This is a genomic window from Kribbella sp. NPDC000426, assembly GCF_040300265.1.
Classification (GTDB): domain Bacteria; phylum Actinomycetota; class Actinomycetes; order Propionibacteriales; family Kribbellaceae; genus Kribbella.
In genome coordinates, this window is record NZ_JBEPDK010000007.1 from 234,432 (window position 1) to 252,372 (window position 17,941).

General features: G+C 68.0%; 14 protein-coding genes. 8 read left to right on the plus strand and 6 right to left on the minus strand.

All coding sequences use genetic code 11. The features are described 5' to 3' along the window. Positions 1-73 precede the first annotated feature (73 nt). Entirely contained in the window at positions 74-1,831 is a 1,758-nt protein-coding gene (locus ABT313_RS32730; RefSeq protein ID WP_350861787.1) for a glycoside hydrolase family 5 protein, read from the plus strand. After that, positions 1,828-3,426, plus strand: coding sequence for a beta-N-acetylhexosaminidase (locus ABT313_RS32735; RefSeq protein ID WP_350861789.1), 1,599 nt, complete (start codon positions 1,828-1,830; stop codon positions 3,424-3,426). The genes ABT313_RS32730 and ABT313_RS32735 overlap by 4 nt, the downstream gene beginning before the upstream one ends. 194 nt (positions 3,427-3,620) lie before the next feature. On the opposite strand, the gene ABT313_RS32740 is transcribed toward ABT313_RS32735, so the two are convergent. From ABT313_RS32740 to ABT313_RS32760, 5 genes are read right to left on the minus strand one after another with little or no spacing between them, the layout of a single operon-like run. Continuing rightward, entirely contained in the window at positions 3,621-5,690 is a 2,070-nt protein-coding gene (locus tag ABT313_RS32740) for an NPCBM/NEW2 domain-containing protein (RefSeq protein ID WP_350861791.1), read from the minus strand. Between the two features lie 32 nt (positions 5,691-5,722). Then, on the minus strand, positions 5,723-7,729 hold the full coding sequence (locus ABT313_RS32745) for an alpha-galactosidase (RefSeq protein WP_350861793.1): 2,007 nt from the start codon (positions 7,727-7,729) through the stop codon (positions 5,723-5,725). Beyond that, positions 7,726-8,541: a carbohydrate ABC transporter permease gene (locus tag ABT313_RS32750; RefSeq protein WP_350861795.1), complete on the minus strand. Its 816-nt coding sequence runs from the start codon at positions 8,539-8,541 to the stop codon at positions 7,726-7,728. The genes ABT313_RS32745 and ABT313_RS32750 overlap by 4 nt, the downstream gene beginning before the upstream one ends. Beyond that, positions 8,538-9,482 (minus strand): carbohydrate ABC transporter permease, encoded by a 945-nt coding sequence (locus ABT313_RS32755; RefSeq protein ID WP_350861797.1) that lies wholly within the window; start codon positions 9,480-9,482, stop codon positions 8,538-8,540. The genes ABT313_RS32750 and ABT313_RS32755 overlap by 4 nt, the downstream gene beginning before the upstream one ends. Next, positions 9,479-10,762, minus strand: coding sequence for an ABC transporter substrate-binding protein (locus tag ABT313_RS32760; protein WP_350861798.1), 1,284 nt, complete (start codon positions 10,760-10,762; stop codon positions 9,479-9,481). Before ABT313_RS32760 ends, ABT313_RS32755 begins: the two co-directional genes overlap by 4 nt. Before the next feature lie 219 nt (positions 10,763-10,981). Here ABT313_RS32760 and ABT313_RS32765 point away from each other — a divergent pair, with 219 nt between their 5' ends. The 4 genes from ABT313_RS32765 to ABT313_RS32780 are packed head-to-tail and all read left to right on the plus strand — an operon-like array spanning position 10,982 to position 14,356. Next, positions 10,982-11,704, plus strand: coding sequence for an SDR family NAD(P)-dependent oxidoreductase (locus tag ABT313_RS32765; protein ID WP_350861800.1), 723 nt, complete (start codon positions 10,982-10,984; stop codon positions 11,702-11,704). Between the two features lie 11 nt (positions 11,705-11,715). Further along, positions 11,716-12,441 (plus strand): FadR/GntR family transcriptional regulator, encoded by a 726-nt coding sequence (locus tag ABT313_RS32770; RefSeq protein ID WP_350861802.1) that lies wholly within the window; start codon positions 11,716-11,718, stop codon positions 12,439-12,441. Continuing rightward, on the plus strand, positions 12,438-13,583 hold the full coding sequence (dgoD, locus tag ABT313_RS32775; RefSeq protein WP_350861804.1) for a galactonate dehydratase: 1,146 nt from the start codon (positions 12,438-12,440) through the stop codon (positions 13,581-13,583). Before ABT313_RS32770 ends, dgoD begins: the two co-directional genes overlap by 4 nt. Next, positions 13,577-14,356 (plus strand): hypothetical protein, encoded by a 780-nt coding sequence (locus tag ABT313_RS32780; protein ID WP_350861806.1) that lies wholly within the window; start codon positions 13,577-13,579, stop codon positions 14,354-14,356. The genes dgoD and ABT313_RS32780 overlap by 7 nt, the downstream gene beginning before the upstream one ends. 2 nt (positions 14,357-14,358) lie before the next feature. Here the strand turns inward: ABT313_RS32780 and ABT313_RS32785 are convergent, their stop codons facing one another. Continuing rightward, positions 14,359-16,152: an exo-alpha-sialidase gene (locus ABT313_RS32785; protein ID WP_350861808.1), complete on the minus strand. Its 1,794-nt coding sequence runs from the start codon at positions 16,150-16,152 to the stop codon at positions 14,359-14,361. 127 nt (positions 16,153-16,279) lie between these two features. Here ABT313_RS32785 and ABT313_RS32790 point away from each other — a divergent pair, with 127 nt between their 5' ends. After that, on the plus strand, positions 16,280-16,900 hold the full coding sequence (locus ABT313_RS32790) for a bifunctional 4-hydroxy-2-oxoglutarate aldolase/2-dehydro-3-deoxy-phosphogluconate aldolase (protein WP_350861809.1): 621 nt from the start codon (positions 16,280-16,282) through the stop codon (positions 16,898-16,900). Between the two features lie 84 nt (positions 16,901-16,984). After that, the gene (locus ABT313_RS32795; RefSeq protein ID WP_350861811.1) at positions 16,985-17,938 is read left to right on the plus strand and encodes a sugar kinase; all 954 of its coding nucleotides are present in this window, start codon (positions 16,985-16,987) and stop codon (positions 17,936-17,938) included. Positions 17,939-17,941: the final 3 nt, after the last annotated feature.

Genomic DNA, 17,941 nt, shown 5'->3' on the forward strand with positions numbered 1-17,941 from the left:
CAGTGCGACCGTTCCCGCTGTTGCCGTTGTGCCGGCTGAGGTTCACAGGCTGGTTGATGGCTGGACGCCTCCGTTGAGTACTCGTGGTCGGTACATCGTCGATGCGGACGGCAACCGGTTTCGGTTGAAGTCCGGGAACTGGCATGGTGCCAGCGGTACGTGGAACGGGTCCGGGGATCCGGGCGAGGACGCGAATCATCACGCCGGTGAGAACAGCAACCGGATGCCGCTCGGGCTGGATCGGGCGCCGATCGGCGACATCGTCTCCGGGTTCGCCGAGCTCGGGCTGAACAGCGTTCGGCTGCAGTTCTCGAACGAGATGATCTACGACACCGCGCCGGTCCCGGCCGCCGCCGTCGCGGCGAATCCGAGTCTGGCCGGCAAGACACCGCTCGAGGTGTACGACGTCGTCGTACAGCAACTGACCGCGGCCGGGTTCGCCGTGATCCTCAACAACCACACCAACACGACCCGCTGGTGTTGTGGTGTCGACGGCAACGAACGGTGGAACGCGAGCCAGTCGACCGAGACGTGGGAGAACGACTGGCTGTTCATGGTCAACCGCTACAAGACCAACCCGCGTGTCGTCGGCGTCGACCTCTACAACGAGGTACGGCGCAACGTCCTCGACGACCCGAACTGGGGTCTCGGCGACGACCACGACTGGTTCGCCGCCTCCCAGCACCTCGGCGATCGGATCCTCACCGAGGCGAATCCGAACCTGCTGATCGTTGTCGAAGGCATCAACTGGACCGGCATCCCGGTCGACGGCTTCCCGCACGACCGCCCGACGCTGACCCCGGCGCGCTATCTGTCCCACACGTTGGTTGCCTCCGACAAGCTTGTGTACTCGGCACACTTCTACGACTACACCGGGCCTCGGCACAGCGGCGCGACCGGTACGGGCGAGACCAGCGATCCGCGGTACCGCGATCTGTCGCCGGAGGAGCTGATCAGCGAACTCAACCGGCAGGCGTTCTTCGTCACCGGCGAGGAGGGCCATTTCACCGCACCGCTGTGGATCAGCGAGTTCGGCATCGGCGGGCGTGCGGAGACGGGGACCTTGCCGCGCGCCTGGTTCGAGCATTTCGTCGATCAGCTGATCCGCACGGACGCGGACTTCGCATACTGGCCGCTCGTCGGCTGGCACAACACCGACGGCACCCCGGACAACGGCTGGGCACTCCTCGCCTGGGACACCGGCGGCCACCGCATCGGTCTGTACGACGGCGACGACTGGCGCGCGTCCGCTTGGACCCGGCTGATGAACGCGCAGTCGAAGACCGGCCAGGTCGATGCCGCCACGGTCTGGAAGATGCTCAGCCCCGATCACGGCGACTTCGTCGAGTCGCTCCGGATGCGGAACGCGGGCGACTGGGACAACGGCGCTCGCAAGGCCGCCTGCCCGGACGGTCTGCGGCTGGTCGGCCTGAGCCATACCGGCAATCGCGGCCTGTGCCGCTCCGGTGGACCGATCTGGTCCAGCGCCTACGAGGTGGTGAAGGACGAGAGCCATGTCTCGTCCGACTGGGCTTCCGGCTACACGAAGTACGAGTGCGCACCGAACTTCTACCTGATCGGCTACAGCGTGCGCGGCGCCCGGGTCTCGTCGGCGTTGTGTGCCGGTACGTCGCAGTCGTTGGGCTCGACCGGACGCACAGTCTGGTTCGACCGCGGCGACAACCGCAGCGGCGGTGGCGGTGATTTCGCGAACGGCAACTACAAGGGCCAATGCGCCGACGACGAGTACGTCGCGGGCGTCGCCTTCACCACCCGGGTCGGATCCAGCGGTACCCCGGACGCCGTGTATTGCCGCAAACTCGTTCCATGAGCCTTCCCGTGATCCCTGCCCCCGCTCACCTCGACCTCAACGACGACACCTTCGCTCTCACCTCCTCGTCAGGCGTCACAGCCGAATCACCCGAGCTGGCCGAGCTGGCGGCGCGCTTCGTCGCGGACGTCGAGCTCGACTGCGGCCTGGCGCTGGCCGGCACGACCGGCATCACAGTCACGCTCAAGCCCGTCGGCCAGGCCGAGGACGGGGTGCCGATGGCGGCTGGGTTGCGTGCTGACGGGGTACCGGTCGACGAAAGGTACGGCTTGGAGATCACCGCCGAGGACATCCAGATCTGGGGTCCGACGCCGGAGGCGGTCTACCGAGGTCTCACTTCGCTCCGCCAGCTGATCTCCGCACATCTGCAGGACGACGCTGCGGTTCTGCCTGCTCTCCGGATCGTCGACGGGCCGCGGTTCGCCTGGCGCGGGTTGTCGCTGGACGTGGTGCGCACGTTCCACGGACCTGACGAAGTACGCCGCATCATCGACATGCTGTCGCTCTACAAGCTGAACGTCCTCCACCTCCACCTCACCGACGACCAGGGCTGGCGGGTCGAAGTACCGTCGCGGCCGTTACTGACCGAGCTCGGTGCGACCGGCGCGATCGGTGATCGGCCGGGCGGTTATTACAGCCAGGCGGAGCTGGCCGAGTTGGTCGCGTACGCCGCCGACCGGTACGTGACCGTCGTACCCGAGATCGACATGCCCGGGCACACGTCGGCGGTGTTCAAGGCGTACCCGGAGCTCGGGCCCGACGAGATCCGCAGTATCGACCTCGGCAACGGCGAGAGTCTCCAGCTGAACACCCTCGACCCCGGCCGCGACGAGACGTGGGCGTTTGTCGAGGACGTGCTGGATGCCGTGATCCCGCAGTTCCCGCAGAGTGCGTACGTGCACATCGGGGGCGACGAGACGTGGGGCATGTCCGACGAGGACCACGTGGCGTTCGTCGAGAAGGCGGCCGCGCTCGTCCGGGCGCGCGGGAAGAAGGTCGTCGGCTGGCAGGAGATCGCCCGCGCCGAGCTCGACTCCGCGGATGTCGTGCAGTACTGGCTGGACCTCGACGTCGACTCGATGGTCCAGAACCCGGACCTGCCGACGCCGCCCGAGGACCTGCTGCCGGTCCTGGTCGAAGGCCTGCGTAAAGCGAAGTACGACGCCCCGAAGGCACTCGAGCAGGGCACCAAACTGATCGTCTCCCCCGTCACCTGGCTGTACTTCGACCGCCCGCACGCCGACGCGTCCTCGGACCCGGACCAGGAGGAGGCCCGCAAGCGCCTCGGCCTCGAGTTCTACGGCGCGGCGTCGATCGAGCACGGCATCTCGTGGGACCCGGTCGACAGCCTCCCCGGCGTCGATTCCGCCGACCGGCTGGCCGGCGTCGAGGCCGCCATCTGGTGCGAGTCGATCGTCACCCCCGACGACCTGGAACTCATGCTCCTCCCCCGCCTCCCCGGCGCCGCCGAGAAGGCGTGGGCCCGGCCGGGCACGGAGTGGACCGACTACGCGAGCCGCCTCGGCGCGCAGTCCACGAGCTGGCGCAACCGCAACTGGACCTGGCTACAGTCCACCGAAGTCGACTGGACCTAGCGCTCCGGACCTGCGCCACTCATCAACCCCACCGGCGAGCCGTCACCAACCGCGCGCCAAGCGTGCCCACCTCACTCCAAGCGCCGTTGGTGAGTGCCCCACGTCCGCCCAAGCCCGCGACCACGACCACGCGGCCTGGCGATCCGTGCCGGGTCTCGGGAGGTGGGTGGACCGTTGCCGGTCCACCCACTTCGCTAGCAGGTTGCGGTGGGGGCTGCCCAGTCGGCGCGGTCGTTGTAGCCGCCGTCGCCGGCGTCGCCGACGAGCAGGTCGAGGACGCGTACGCCGGTGAGGTCCACGTCGAACTGCTTCGGGGTGAAGCGGTCGACGGTGCCGCTGTCGAACAGGACCTTGCCGTCGCCGACAACCTGGAAGGTGGACGTGCCGCCGGCCGTGTCGACGTTGCTGACCACATCGTCGATGCCGACCACACCGGTCAGCCGCGAGCACGACTTGCCGAGGTAGTAGCGGATGAGCGACGGCGAGGCGACACCGATACCGGTCGGGTACGTCGTCCCGGTGAGCTTGATCGGGTTACCGCCGCCCACGCTCTCGTCGATCGTCGGCGACATCCAGCCGCTGGTCGCCGTGATCCAGTCGTGGTGCGACAACGGAACGGTCCCGCTCGGCGGCGCCGGCGCGATCACGATCGGCGACAGCACGGTCGTCTGCTTCTGAACTCCATGCAATACCGTTTGGTATGCCGTCTGAGCGGTGATGCTCGCCGTGCCAGGAGCTGCCGAGGCCGGGAGCTTGACCGTGAAGGCGAAGTTCGCCTGCTGGCCACTGGCCAGGATCGCAGGGGCCTTCGACAACGGCTTGACCGTCCATCCGTTGCCACCAGCAACAGTCACCGTCGGCTGCAGCACCGGCAGTACGCCGTCGTTGCGGACGTTCACCTGAACCGTCAACTCGTCGCCACCGGCAACAACCGGCGCGGCGCCCTCGGGCTGCGGGTCCGTCCCCACCTTCGTCACCTGCGGAATCCCGGCGGTCACATGCGGGACCCCCGGCACGCCGCGAGCCGGCTCGACCCGGAACAGCGCCGTACCGTGTGCCGGAACCGCCGCGCTGATCACGCCGGCGCTCTCGGTCACCTTGTTGGTCCATGCGTTCTTCACCGTGAACCGCGCGCCCTGCAGACCGACTGCCGACGCCGTCGTGGTCAGCGTCTTCGCGCTGTCACCCCGGTTCAGCAGTACGACGGCACGGCTACCGTCAGCGAGCCGCTTGACCCACGTCTCCGTCGTACCAGCCGCTCCGACCCGGACGGCCTGCACCGCGGCCTTGTCCTGGTTGATCGCGATCACGTCGGGATCCGTCAGCATCCCGACGGTCGTCGCGGACAGCTTCCGTACGTCGCTGCCGACGACCAGCGGAGCAGCCGCGACCGCCCACAGCGTGAGCTGCGTCCGGAACTCCTCGTCGGTCATCCCGAGCTCGGGCGCCAGGTAGTCCGGGTCACCGAACGCACCCGGCTTGACCACCTCGGGGTGCCGCGCGTTCGCGTCGTAGTTGCGCAGTACGTCCTTGAACTTGATGTCGCCCTGGAAGCCGACATCGGTGTACGTGCGCCACGACTGCGCGATCGCCGGCGCGTAGGACCAGGAGTTGATCGACTGCTGGGACTCGGGGTAGTTGCCCCAGTCCGGCGAAGTCACCGGGTTGCAGAGGTTGAAGATCATCGGCCGGTGCGAGGAGTTGTTCCGCAGCGCCTGGGCGAACTCGGTGTAGACCGTCTTCGGGTCCAGGTTGGCGGCGATGCCGCACAGGTAGTCGACCTTGACCGCGTCGAATCCCCAAGCGGCGAACGTATCGGCGTCGTGCTGGTAATAGCCGCCGCTGCCGAGACCGCACTTGCCCGGGATGTACGGACCGGCGTCGGTGTAGATACCGGCCTTCAGGCCCTTGCTGTGGATGTAGTCGACGAGCGGCTTCAGGCCGTTCGGAAACTTGGCCGGGTTCGGGACCAGGTCACCGGCAGCGCTGCGGGACTGGTCGGCCTGCCAGCCGCCGTCCAGCCAGACGATGTCGTAGCCGGCCTTCGCCAGTCCGCGGCTCACCAGCGAGTCCGCGACCGACTTGATCGTGTCCTCGGTGAAGTCGCCGCCGAGACCGTAGTACGTGTTCCAGCCCATGTACGGCGTCGGGCTGAGCACAGGTGCCGCAGCTGTGGCCTGAGCCGCCACAGCTGGGGTTGTGGTGGCAGCGAACGCGCCGGCCACCAGGGCCGCCGCAATCACCCCACCCAGGAATCGCCTCATCTGTCTTTCCTCTTCCGTTGAGCGGAACGGGGTCAGTCGAGTGCCTCGACGATCAGGCACTGCGAGTCGGCCGGGCCGTCGAACGCGACCCCGACCTGCAGCAGGTAGCTGCCCGGGTGGGTCTCTGAACCCACCCGGTAGTTCTTCACCGGATCCAGGCCGGCCAGCGGCACCCGCCGCGGCCGGGTCGGCATTGTGCCGCGCACGTTGCCGTCGCCGGTCTCCCACAGGAACACCACGGACCGCTGGGCGCCGACGTACTGCACGCCGGCCGTCAGTCCATAGACCTTGCTATCGGCAATCAGTTCTCGAAAGCCCTTGTACTGCTCGATCTGACGAGTTGCCGTCTTCAACTGTTCGTCGGTCCACCGGGACAGGTCCGCGCCGATCCCGAGTACGCCGGCCATCGCGACGTGGAACCGGAAATCGAGCGACCGCTCGCGACCGTCATGAGTGCCGCCGGCATCGGTCACCCACGAACTCATCAGGTGCGGCGCGAACCCGGTCCGGAACCCCTCCTGAATCCTGAGCCGATCCAGCGGGGCGGTGTTGTCACTCGGCCACAACGTGTCGACGCGCGAGGCCATCCCCAGATCGACGCGAGCCCCGCCCCCGGCGCACCCTTCCAGGTAAACGTCAGGGTGCTCGGCCCGCAGCCGATCCAGAATCGTGTAGAGATTCGCAACCACCAGCCCGTCGACATCCCGCCGCTGGTCGCCACTGTCCAACCGGGGCCGGTTGGCGTCCCACTTCAGGTACTTGATGTCGTACGTCGACAGCAGCCGATCCAGCGTGTCCCAGATGAACTCGCGGACGTCGTCCCGGCTGAGGTCGAGCAACAGCTGGTTCCGCACCGGCACCGGCTCCTGACCGGGCGTCCGCAGAATCCACTCCGGGTGCTCCGCCGCCAGCTGCGACGCAGGACTGACCGACTCCGGCTCCACCCACAACCCGAAGTCCAGCCCCAGCTCGCGAAGCTGCCCGATGAAGGTGTCCAGCCCGTCCGGGAACTTGGCCGGGTCAACGTCCCAGTCGCCGAGCCCGCCCATGTCGTCGGAGCGGCCGACGAACCAGCCGTCGTCGACGACAAAGGTCTCGACACCGATCCCGGCCGCGCGTCGCGCCAGCTCCAGCTGGTGATCGGCGCGGATGTCGAACTCGGTGGCGAACCAGGAGTTGTAGAGCACGTGCGGGGTGCGGTGGCGGGACTGCTGCCGCTCGTAGTCATGGAAGACCCGAGCCAGTCCGTCCTCGCCCTCTGCACTGCAGGCACCGACAGCCTTCGGCGACTCCCACGTCTCACCCGGCCCCAGCGCGATCCCCTGGCTGGACGACACCCGCCCCGCCTGGACCCGAAGCAGTCCGGTCGTGTCGACGTCCGCCGACATCTCCCACGACCCGGACCACGCGAGCTGTACGCCGTACGCCACGTCGCCGTCGGTCGCGAGGAACGGCGAGTACGAGTGCCCGGTGATCCCCTGCGCGCTCCCGATCGTGAACCGGCCCCGCGGCAACGTCACCGAGGCCTGCTGGAACTCGCTGTTCCACTCGCCCCACAGGTATTTGACGGTGTTGCCCGCTGGCACGACAAACCCGGCCGAGTCGTGCCGATGCAGCGTGAGGCCGTCGGTGCCGTCGTTGCCGACGGAGACCCAGCGCTCGACGACATCCCCGACCACCAGGTAGTGCAGGCTGACCCGCACCGTCCGGACAGCGTCCCGGAAAACCAGCTGCAGCTCGGTCCCGGGGGCGACGGCTCCGGGCTCACCGGTCGCCGCTTCGTCGAAGATCGGACGCAGTTCGTCCGACCCGTCAGGTCCGCTGACGATCAGATCGACCGGCGATGTGTAGCGGACCCCGCGGACGGCGTACTCCAGGGGCTCCACATCCGCGCGAGGGACGAAGTGTTCCGTGCCGGCGATCTCGACCGGCGCGAGTCCGTCATGCGGGCCCCAGGCAACCAACTGCGCCCATTGGCCGTGCGACGGGACGCCGACGACGTACGACGTCGTGGTACCGCGTAGCGTCCACGTCCTCACTTGACGGCTCCGATCGCCAGCCCGCCTACGAAGTGCTTCTGGAAACGAAGGAACACCGCCACCGTAGGCACAGCCGCGATCACAGTGCCGGCCGCGATCACGTTCCACGACGACACGAACAGGCCTTGCAGACCGAGCAGCGCCGGCGTGACCGGCATCTTCTCGCCGGATCGGATCACGGTGATCGACCACAGGAGATCGTTGAAGATCCACGTGAACGACAACGCACCGAGCGCGGCCAGCGCCGGCCGCGTCAGCGGCAGGATCACGCTCGAGTAGATGCGGCCCGGACCGGCGCCGTCGATCGTCGCCGCCTCCTGGATCTCCCGTGGCAGGTCGCGCATGAACCCGTGCAGCACGAACGTGTAGAACCCGAGCCCGAACCCGACGTGGACGGCGATCAGCGCGATCAGCGTGTCGTAGTACCCGATCAACTCTACGAACCGGGAGATCGGGATCAGCAGGATCTGCGGCGGCAGCAGGTTGCCCATCAACATCAGCAACAGGATCGTCCGCCGGAGCGGGATCGAGTACCGCGCCAGCCCGTACGCCGCGATCGACGCGAGTCCGAGGCTGAGCAGCACCGCCGGGATCGTCACGAGCAGACTGTTGATCAAGGCCCGGAACTCGTCCGCGTCCTCCCACGCCGACTTGTACGTCGAGAACGTGAACGAATGCGGCAGCGACCCGAGGCCGTTCGCGGCGACGTCGTCGAAGCTGCGGAACGAGATCACGACCACCCAGAGGATCGGCGCGACCCACAGGAACGACACGATCGACATCGCCACGTGGTACCCCGTACGGCGAATCACGATTCCTCCCGGAAGGCGCGGATCAGGTAGCCGAGGATCACGGCCAGGGCGAGCACGAAGATCACCACGGCCAGCGCGGACGCGTAGCCGAGCTGGGTGGACTGGAACGCGGTCGAGTACATGTACGTGCTGAGCAGCTCGGACGAGTGGTACGGGCCGCCCTTCGTCATCGACCAGACGATGTCGAACGATCGCAGCGAGTCGATCACGATCACCGACAGCACGACGGAGTTCACGCCCTTGAGCTGCGGGATCGTCACGTACCGGGTGCGCTGCCAGGCGGAGGCGCCGTCGACCTTGGCCGCTTCGTACAGCGCCGGGTCGACTGCCTTCAGGCCGGCCAGGTACAGCACCATCACGTACCCGATCTGCCGCCAGAGCGCCGGCACGATCACGGCGTACAACGCGGTGTCAGGATCGGCCAGCCACGGGCGAACGAAGTTGCCCAGGCCAACGGTTCGGAAGACCGTGTCGACGAGTCCGTCCGGCTGGTAGAACACCCGCCAGATCAGCGCCGTGACCACCAGCGAGAACACGACCGGGGTGAACAACGCCGCCCGGTAGATCCCGACCCCGCGACGCTCGCGCTGCAACAACAGCGCCATCCCGAAGCCGCCGATCACACTGAGCCCGCCGAACAACACCAGCCAGATCGCCGTGTTCTTCAACGCGGTCCGGAAGATCGGATCCGACACCATGTCCGAGAAGTTGCCGAACCCAACAAACCGCGGCGCCGACAACCCGTCCCAACTGGTCAACGCCAACCAGAACCCCTGCAAAGCCGGCCAGAACACCCACACCGCTTCGATCAGGAACGGCACCAACACGAACGCCAGGATCAACGGCGAGACCCGCCGCGGCCCTGATCGCTTGGTACGACGCGACCCCGCAGCCGGACCGTTCCCGGTCCGGCTCCGTGGTTCCACAGCTGTAGCGGTCACGCCTTGAAGACCTTCTGGGCTGCTGCCTGCCAGTCGGCGAGGATCTTGTCGATCTGGTCGGGCTTGTCGAGGAACTTGGTGAGGGCGGCGTCGGCGGTGGGCTGCAGGGCGTCGCTCGAGTCGCGGTTGAAGAACTGGGTGATCTCCGCGGCGCCCTCGATCATCGCCTTGCCCTTCTTCACCAGCGCGGTGTCGGCCGACTTCCCGTCCGGGTTCGCCGGGATCGCCGTACCGGAAGAGCTTTGCACGTAGATGTTCTGCGCCTCCGGCGTCGCCAGCCAGGCGAGGAACTTCTTCGTGCCCTCCGGATCCTTCACCTTCTTCGACGCGAAGTACCCGTCGGTCGGCGCCTCCTCGGCCACCGGTACGGCGGGATCGATGATCGGGAACTGGAAGAAGTCGATGTCGTCCAGCGCGTCCTTCGGCGCCGAGTCCGCGAAGAACGTCCCGATCAGGAACATGCCGGTCTTGCCCGCGAGCAGGGCCGAGGTCGCCTCCTGGAACGGGAACGACTTGCCCTTCGGGTCGAAGTACGGCAGCACCTCGCGCCACTTGGTGAAGACCGCCTTCACCTTCGGGTCGGTGAAGTCGCCCTCACCGGCCAGCAGCTTGCGGTGGAACGGCGCGCCGTTGATCCGGATGTTCAGGTAGTCGAACCAGGCCGACGCGACCCACGGCGTGTCACCGAGCCCGATCCCGATCGGCGGGATCCCCTTGCCCTGGATCGTCTTGCAGACGGCGACGAACTCGTCCCAGGTCTTCGGCGGCGTCACGCCCCACTTGGCGAAGTTCGACTTCCGGTAGAACATGCCCCACCAGTAGTAGCTGGTCGGCACGAAGATCTTCTGCCCGGCGCTGCTCGTGGACAGCGACTGCATCGCCTTCGAGTAGTTGCCCATGCTGTCCCAGACGCTGGTCACGTCGAGCAGCAGGTCCTTCTTCGCGTACGAGTCCGCGACCGACCCGGCGTACCAGGTGTAGACGTCCGGCGGGTTGGCCGAGGTCAGGTACGTCGGCAACTGGGTCCGGAAGATCTCCGCGGCGACCGTGTTCAGCTTGACCTGGGACCCGCCGGTCTTGTTGTACGCGGCAACGAGTTTCTCCATCGCGGCCTTGGCCTGTTCGCTGGAGAGGTTGGACTGCAGCGAGAGCTCACCAGTCGCCGCGCTGCCGCTACCGGGACTCTTCGTCGATGTCGCGCATCCGGGGATCAGCGTGGCTGCCCCGAGTACCCCGAGTCCCTTGAGGAACGTCCGCCGATCTGCTGCCAGACCCGTCATGCCGAAACTCCTGAGCTCTGCCCGCCCGGCGATGCCAGTCGGGTAAGTGGTGTGTTGCGGACGATCTTGCGGCGAGCGACCTCGGGTGTCAATATTAATTCGTAAATTACGAGCAAATCGCTTGACGCGACACTCATTGTCACGGTCAACTGATGGCTCGTTCATCGTTGGAACGAGCCTGCCTGCGTGCTTGGGTAGGGGTGAGTCGAGGAGGCGCGGGTGCGGCTGGCTGGGCGGGTGATCGTGGTGACCGGGGCCGCGTCGGGGATCGGCGCGGCCTGCGTCGAGCGCGCGCTGACCGAGGGTGCGCAGGTCGTGCAGGTGGACATCCACCCGTGCAAGGAGCTTCCGGGCAAGGCGATCAGCGTGGTCGGCGACGTCGCGTCGCCGGACACCTGGGCCGAGGTCCGGTCCCGTGGCCGCGACGAGCTCGGCCCGGTCGACGGCCTGGTCAGCAACGCGGTCCTCGTCGACGTCAAGCCGGCCCACGAGCTGTCGCCGCCGTCCTGGCAACGCCAGCTCGACGTCAACCTCACCGCGGCCTTCCTCGGTTTCCAGGCGCTGTACGACGACCTGGTCGCGAACGCCGGCTCCGTCGTACTGGTCTCGTCGGTGCACGCGATCGCCGGCCTGCCCGGCCATCCGGCGTACGCCGCGACGAAGGGTGCGCTGATCTCGCTCGGACGCCAGCTGGCCGTCGAGTACGGCCGCTCGATCCGCGTGAACTCGGTGCTACCGGGCCCGGTGCTGACGGCGATGTGGGACCGCGTCGACGCCGAGGGCCGTGAGCAGAGCGCCCAGGCAACAGCACTCAAACGCCTCGGCCAGCCGGACGAGGTAGCCCAAGCGGTCGCGTTCCTGCTGTCGTCCGAGGCGTCGTTCATAACAGCGACCAGCCTGGTGGTCGACGGCGGCTGGTCCGCGGTCAAGGACTCGGCGTGAGGGAGAGCGGTGTGACGGGGATTCAGCGCGGGGTGTCGCGCGGGCTGCACGGACAGATCGTCGAGGTGATGGCGGATCGGATCCTGTCCGGGCAGATCCCGGAAGGCGCGACGATCAACGTGACCGAGCTGCAGTCCGATCTCGGCGTCAGCCTGACGGCGGTTCGTGAGGCGTTGAAGGTGCTGACCGCGAAGGGGCTGGTGGACGCCCGGCAGAAGCGGGGCACGTTCGTCCGGCCGCGGTCGGACTGGAACCTGCTCGACGCGGACATGATCCGCTGGCACTTCAAGGATGCCGACTCCCGGCCCGAGCTGCTCGAGGAGCTGCACGAGGTGCGCGGCATCGTCGAGCCGGCCGCGGCCCGGCTGGCCGCGTTGCGTTCCGAGGACTCGGATCTCGCGGCGCTCGACGAGGCGCTCGCGGGGATGGAATCGGCCGACGACAACCTCGCCGCCGCGGCCGCGGACCTCGCGTTCCACCGGGCGTTGCTGGCGGCAACCGGCAACGAGCTGCTGACGAAGATGGAAGTGATCATGGAGACCGGGCTCGCCGACCGCGACCGGCTGGTGCACACGGTGAAGCCGTCCGACGATCCGATCCCGAGCCACCGCCTGGTCGTGGACGCGATCCGCGCGCACGACCCCGAGGGCGCCGAGCTCGCGATGCGGGAACTGCTCGCGAAGGCGGCCGAGGACCTCACCGAAGTACGCGGATCGACTCGTCGGCGGCGCCGGTGAAGATCGAGAAGATCGAGACGTTCCTGGTCCCGCCGCGCTGGTTGTTCTGCCGGGTCGAGACGAGCGACGGCGTCGTCGGCTGGGGCGAACCCGTCGTCGAGGGCCGCGCGGAGGTCGTGCGCGCGGCGATCGACGTACTCGCGGAGTACCTGATCGGCCAGGACCCGTTGCAGGTCGAGCGCCACTGGCAGGTGTTGACGAAGGGCGGCTTCTACCGCGGCGGGCCGGTGCTCAGCAGCGCCGTCGCCGGCCTCGACCACGCTCTGTGGGACATCGCCGGCAAGGTGTACGGCGCGCCCGTCGCGGCGCTGCTCGGTGGACGGGTCCGCGACCGGGTCCGCGTGTACGCGTGGGTCGGCGGGGATGAGCCGTCCCAGATCGGCGACGCCGTGGCCGAGCAGGTCGAGGCCGGGATGACGGCCGTCAAGATGAACGCCAGCGGCCAGATCCAGACCTCGCCGTCGGTTGCCGAGGTCAACGACATCGTCACCCGGCTCGCCGCCGCGCGCGAGGTGCTGGGCGATTCACGTGACGTCGCAATCGACCTGCACGGACGCGTCGGCGTGGCCGGCGCGCGGCGGATCCTGCACGCGGTCGAGGGTCTGCAGCCGATGTTCGTCGAGGAGCCGGTGCTGCCGGAGCAGATGGCGCATCTGACCTCGGTGGTGGAGGCATCGACGATCCCGGTGGCGCTCGGCGAGCGCCTGTACCACCGGGCCGAGTTCATGGCGCCCTTGAACGCGGGCGTCGCCGTCGTACAGCCGGACGTGTCGCACGCGGGCGGGATCTCCGAGCTGCGACGGATCGCAGTACTGGCGGATGCGCACGGCGCGATGCTGGCACCGCACTGCCCGCTCGGGCCGATCTCGCTGGCGGCCTCGTTGCAGGTCTCGTTCGCGACGCCGAACTTCCTGATCCAGGAGCAGAGCCGCGGCATCCACTACAACCTGTCGAGCGACCTCACGTCGTACGTCGTGGATCCGGCGCCGTTCACCTGGGTCAACGGTCACGCGGAGTGGAATCCCCTGCCTGGCTTGGGAATCACAGTCGACGAGGAGGCCGTGCGCGCCGCCGACAAGATCGGCCACTCGTGGCGCAACCCGGTGTGGACCCACGAAGACGGCTCGTTCGCCGAATGGTGACGATCGGCGCGGCCGATGGCGGTCGGTGGACCTCCTTGGAGCTGGCCGGACGGGAGTGGCTGTGGGCGGGCCCCGGTCTGATGACCGGGTCACGCGCCGGGCTTGCCACCTTCATCGACGCCGGCGGCCTGGACGAGTGCTTTCCGACCGTCCGCGGCACTCCCGATCACGGCGGCCTGTGGAACCAGCCGTGGGAAAGCTCGGTCGAGTACGACGGTGCGGTGCTGACCCGAGTGTTCACCTCGGGCACGGACACGCTCACCGCCGACTACCACCTGGAGGCAGCTCCGGGCTACCGGTTCATCTGGGCCGCCCACGGACTCCTCGATTGCGCCGAGGGCGCGGTCATCTCTGCTCCCACCGGGACCGAATGCAGGCTCTATCCCGAGGCGGCGACGATCCTTCCTTGGGCCTGGCCCGACGACGCGCCCTGGGTGACGTCCGGTTGGCCGACACCACTCGAGTTGGATACCTATGGCCCGTCGGACGGGACCGCGGTCGGTGCCGTTCTGGTGGACTGTCCAACGGTTTCGGTGCGGGATCGCGGCGCCGAGCTGACGATGACGTTGAGTTGCCCTGGGCAACCGGTGTCGACCGCGTTGTGGCGGAACCAGGGCGGCTTCCCGGCGGATGCGCCGTACCGGAGTCTCGGCGTGGAGCCGATGCTGGGCCGCGTGTTCGACCTCGCGGAGGCCGGGCCCGACGACGCCGCGGTCGTGCCGGCGAGTGGTGAGCTGGCCTGGCGGCTCACGCTGTCCGCCAGGCCAGTGTGATGTCACCCAAGCGGAAGATCGAGTACTGCGTTCGGCACCGTCGTGCTGTTGGTGGTGCGGATGCTGTTGAGCTCCGTCGCGGTCAGGGCGCGTTTGTAGAGACGGACCTCGTCCATCGAGCCGTCGAAGTGGTGTGCGCCGTCCAGCCGTTGGCCGACGTACATCTTGAAGGGGCGGCCGGGGCTGACAGAGCCGCTCGGTGCGGTGACGCTCGCAGCCTGGGTGCCGTCGACCCAGATCGAGAGCGTGCCGGCTTTGCGTTGCAGGGCGACGTGGTGCCAGGTGTTGTCGTTGTAGGCCTTCGTCGTCTGCACGGCCGCGGTGTTGCCGCCGGTGGTGATCAGGCCGCGGATCCGTCCGTCCGCGGGTTCAGCCGGGAGCCAGAACTGCGAGAACTCGTTGATGTTGTAGCCCCAGAAGATCGCCTGCGGTGTGGTGCTCGCGCCGTACTTGATCCAGGCCATCGCGGTGAAGTCACCGGCTCCGACAGCCAGCGACTCGGCGTACGGAAGCTGGAGCGCGTCGTCTACTCCGTCGAAGTCTCTGGCCTGGCCGAACTTGCCGGTGACGACTGCGGGCGCGCCGCGCAGGTAGGTGTCGTTGTGCAGGCCGCTGGTGTCGGGCGTCGTCGCGCCGTGCGGTGCGTCCGGGTAGCCGATGTCGTTCTCGGTGAAGCGCGCGAAGCGGATCTGGTCGCGTGCATCGACCGTACCGCCTTCGTAGAGCAGGCCGATCTCGCCGGTGTCGAGGATCGCCAGGTCGGAGTACCCGGACCAGTCGCTGGTGATTCGGGTGCCCTCGGCAACGGTCTGCCAGGTCTTGCCCTCGTCGAAGCTGGACCGGATCGTCATGTACCTGCGTCGGTCGGGATCCGCGGGGGCCGCGAACAGGATCCGGTTGTACTTGTCACCCTGGTCGACGGCTTTGAGGCGTTGCAACGAACCCTGGACGACGGGTGTGGTCAGACCGGCGATGGTGGCGAACGGCGCCGCGAACGTCTGCCCGCCGTCGTTGCTGACCGCAGCCATCCGGCTCGCTCCCGACGTACCGGCGTTGTTGCGGGCACCGGCGTACACGCCGCCGTCGACCTTCTCGACGACGCTGATCTCCTGCGGTGTTGCATCCGACCGGAGATCGGTCGCACCCTTGTGCCAGGTCTCGCCGTGGTCGTCGCTGTAAACCAGTTGGCCGGCGTTCTGACCGGCACCGTTGTCGTAGTTCGTGCCCGCCACCAGCCGACCGGCGTGGGCGCCGCGGGTGAACTGGATGCCGTGCACGGGACCGGTCGCGTACCAGCCCCAGGTCGGGTCGTCGATCTGATCGCCGATGTTCTCGGCCTTGCTCCACGTCTTGCCGTCGTCATCGCTGAACTGGACGTACGGCGTGCGCGGGCGGCTCGTCGTACCGGGGTCCATCGTGCTCAGCAGCACGATCCGGCCGGTCTCGTAATCGACGATCGGGGCCGGGTTGCCGCGGGTCGCCACCGCGGCCGGGTCGGAGTCGGTGCCGGACAACACGGTCTGGGTCGCCGACCAGGTACGGCCGTCGTCCTCGGAGCGGCGCAGTACCAGGTCGATCTCCTGGGAGTCCGCGCACCACGTACGCCGGGCCTCGGCGAAGGCGAGCAGCGTCCCCGCCTTGGTCTTCACGATCGCGGGGATGCGGTAGCAGCCATAGCCGGCGTCCCCTTTGTCGAACAGCACGGTCTGGGTGATGGCGGCCTGGGCCTGCGTCTGACCGGTCAGGCCTGCGGCGGTGAGAGCGAGCGCCGTGAGCAGCAGTTTGAGTCTGGGCATGGGCGGATGCCTCCTGAAAGTAAACAACGGGGCGGTTGTTCACTCAGTAATTTAGCCACAGATCTACCGTCTCGAACAGAGCTCATAGGACGTCCTATCCCTGATGTTGTGACCTAGGTTGGAGACCATGGACCTGCTTGCCGAACTCCGCACCCGGAAGCTGCTCGCGATCATCCGCGCCGACGGCGCGGACACCGCGCTGGCCTGCGTCGAGACGCTGGTCGAGGCCGGTGTCACCGCGCTGGAGATCTCGCTGACCACGCCGGGCGGTGTGGAGGCGATCGCGAAGGCGCGTTCGCAGTACGACCCGCACATCCTGATCGGCGCGGGAACCGTCGTGACCGCGGCCCAGGCCGACGAGGTCGCCGCGGCTCGCGCGGGGTTCGTCGTGACGCCGGCAATCACGCGTGGCGCTCATCGCGCGGTTGAGCTCGGTCTGCCGCTGCTGTGCGGCGCGCTGACGCCGACCGAAGTCGTTGCCGCGCTGGACCTCGGCGCGACCGCGGTCAAGATCTTCCCGGCCAAGCTGCACGGGCCCGGGTACTTCAGCGAGCTGCGCGCGCCGCTCCCTGACGCACCGCTCATCGCCGTCGGCGGAGTCGATGCACAGTCCGCACCGAAGTACCTGTCAGCAGGAGCGCTCGCTGTCGGGGTGGGCTCGCCGCTGCTGGGTGACGCGGGCAACGGCGGCTCGTTGGCCGAGCTCGCGATCCGCGCCAGTACGTTCCGCACCGAACTCAACGTCTGATCACCTCGCTCGCCCGGGCAGCAGACCATACGGTTTGGTATGGAGCAGTCGGGGCGGCGGGTCAGCCAACCTCGGAGAACTCAGATGACCGACCTCCTCACCTTCGGCGAGACGATGGTGTCGGTGCGGACCGCCCGGCCGATGCGGCTCGGCGGCGACGCACACCTCTCGATCGCGGGGTCCGAGAGCAACGTGGCGATCGGGCTGGCCCGGCTCGGGCACGACGCCGCCTGGTTGAGTGCCGTAGGCAACGATGAGCCGGGGCGACTGATCCAGCGGACCCTGCGCGCGGAGAATGTCGACACGTCGTACCTGCGGTTCTCGGACGACTCGTTCACCGGCTTCATCGCGTTCGACCAGCCGTCACACGACATCACCCGGGTCAGCTACCACCGCCGCGGATCGGCCGCGTCGACCCTCACCGCTTCGGAAACCACTGCGGCGGTTGATACTGCGACACCGACCCTGCTGCACGTCACCGGCATCACCCCGGCGCTCTCCGACACCGCGCGGGCCGCAACGCTGGCCGCCGTACGCACGGCATCAGCGGCAGGCGTCCAGGTCTCACTGGACGTGAACTACCGGGCTCGCCTGTGGTCTCGCGCCGACGCAGCCGCAGCCATCCGCGAGCTCCTGCCGCACGTCCACACCATCTTCTCCTCGGACGACGAACTCGACCTGCTCACCGACGCGACCGACCCAATCGCCGATCTCCTCAAGACCGCCGACACTCTCGTAGTAACCGCCGGCGGGAAGGGCGCATGGGCGCACACCAAGGGCACCGGGTCGGCATCTGATCTGCAGACCATCCACCGCCCGGCTCTCCCGGTCAGCGTGGTCGACAGCATCGGTGCGGGCGACGCGTTCGTCTCCGGCTACCTGTCCGCCACCCTCGACAAGCTCTCCACCGAGTCCTGCCTCGAGAGGGCCAGTACGTCCGGCGCGTTCTGCGTCACGGCGTACGGCGACTGGGAGTCTCTGCCTACGCGCGAAGACCTGACGCTCCTGTCACACTCGCAAGGCACCGCGCTTCGCTGAAGT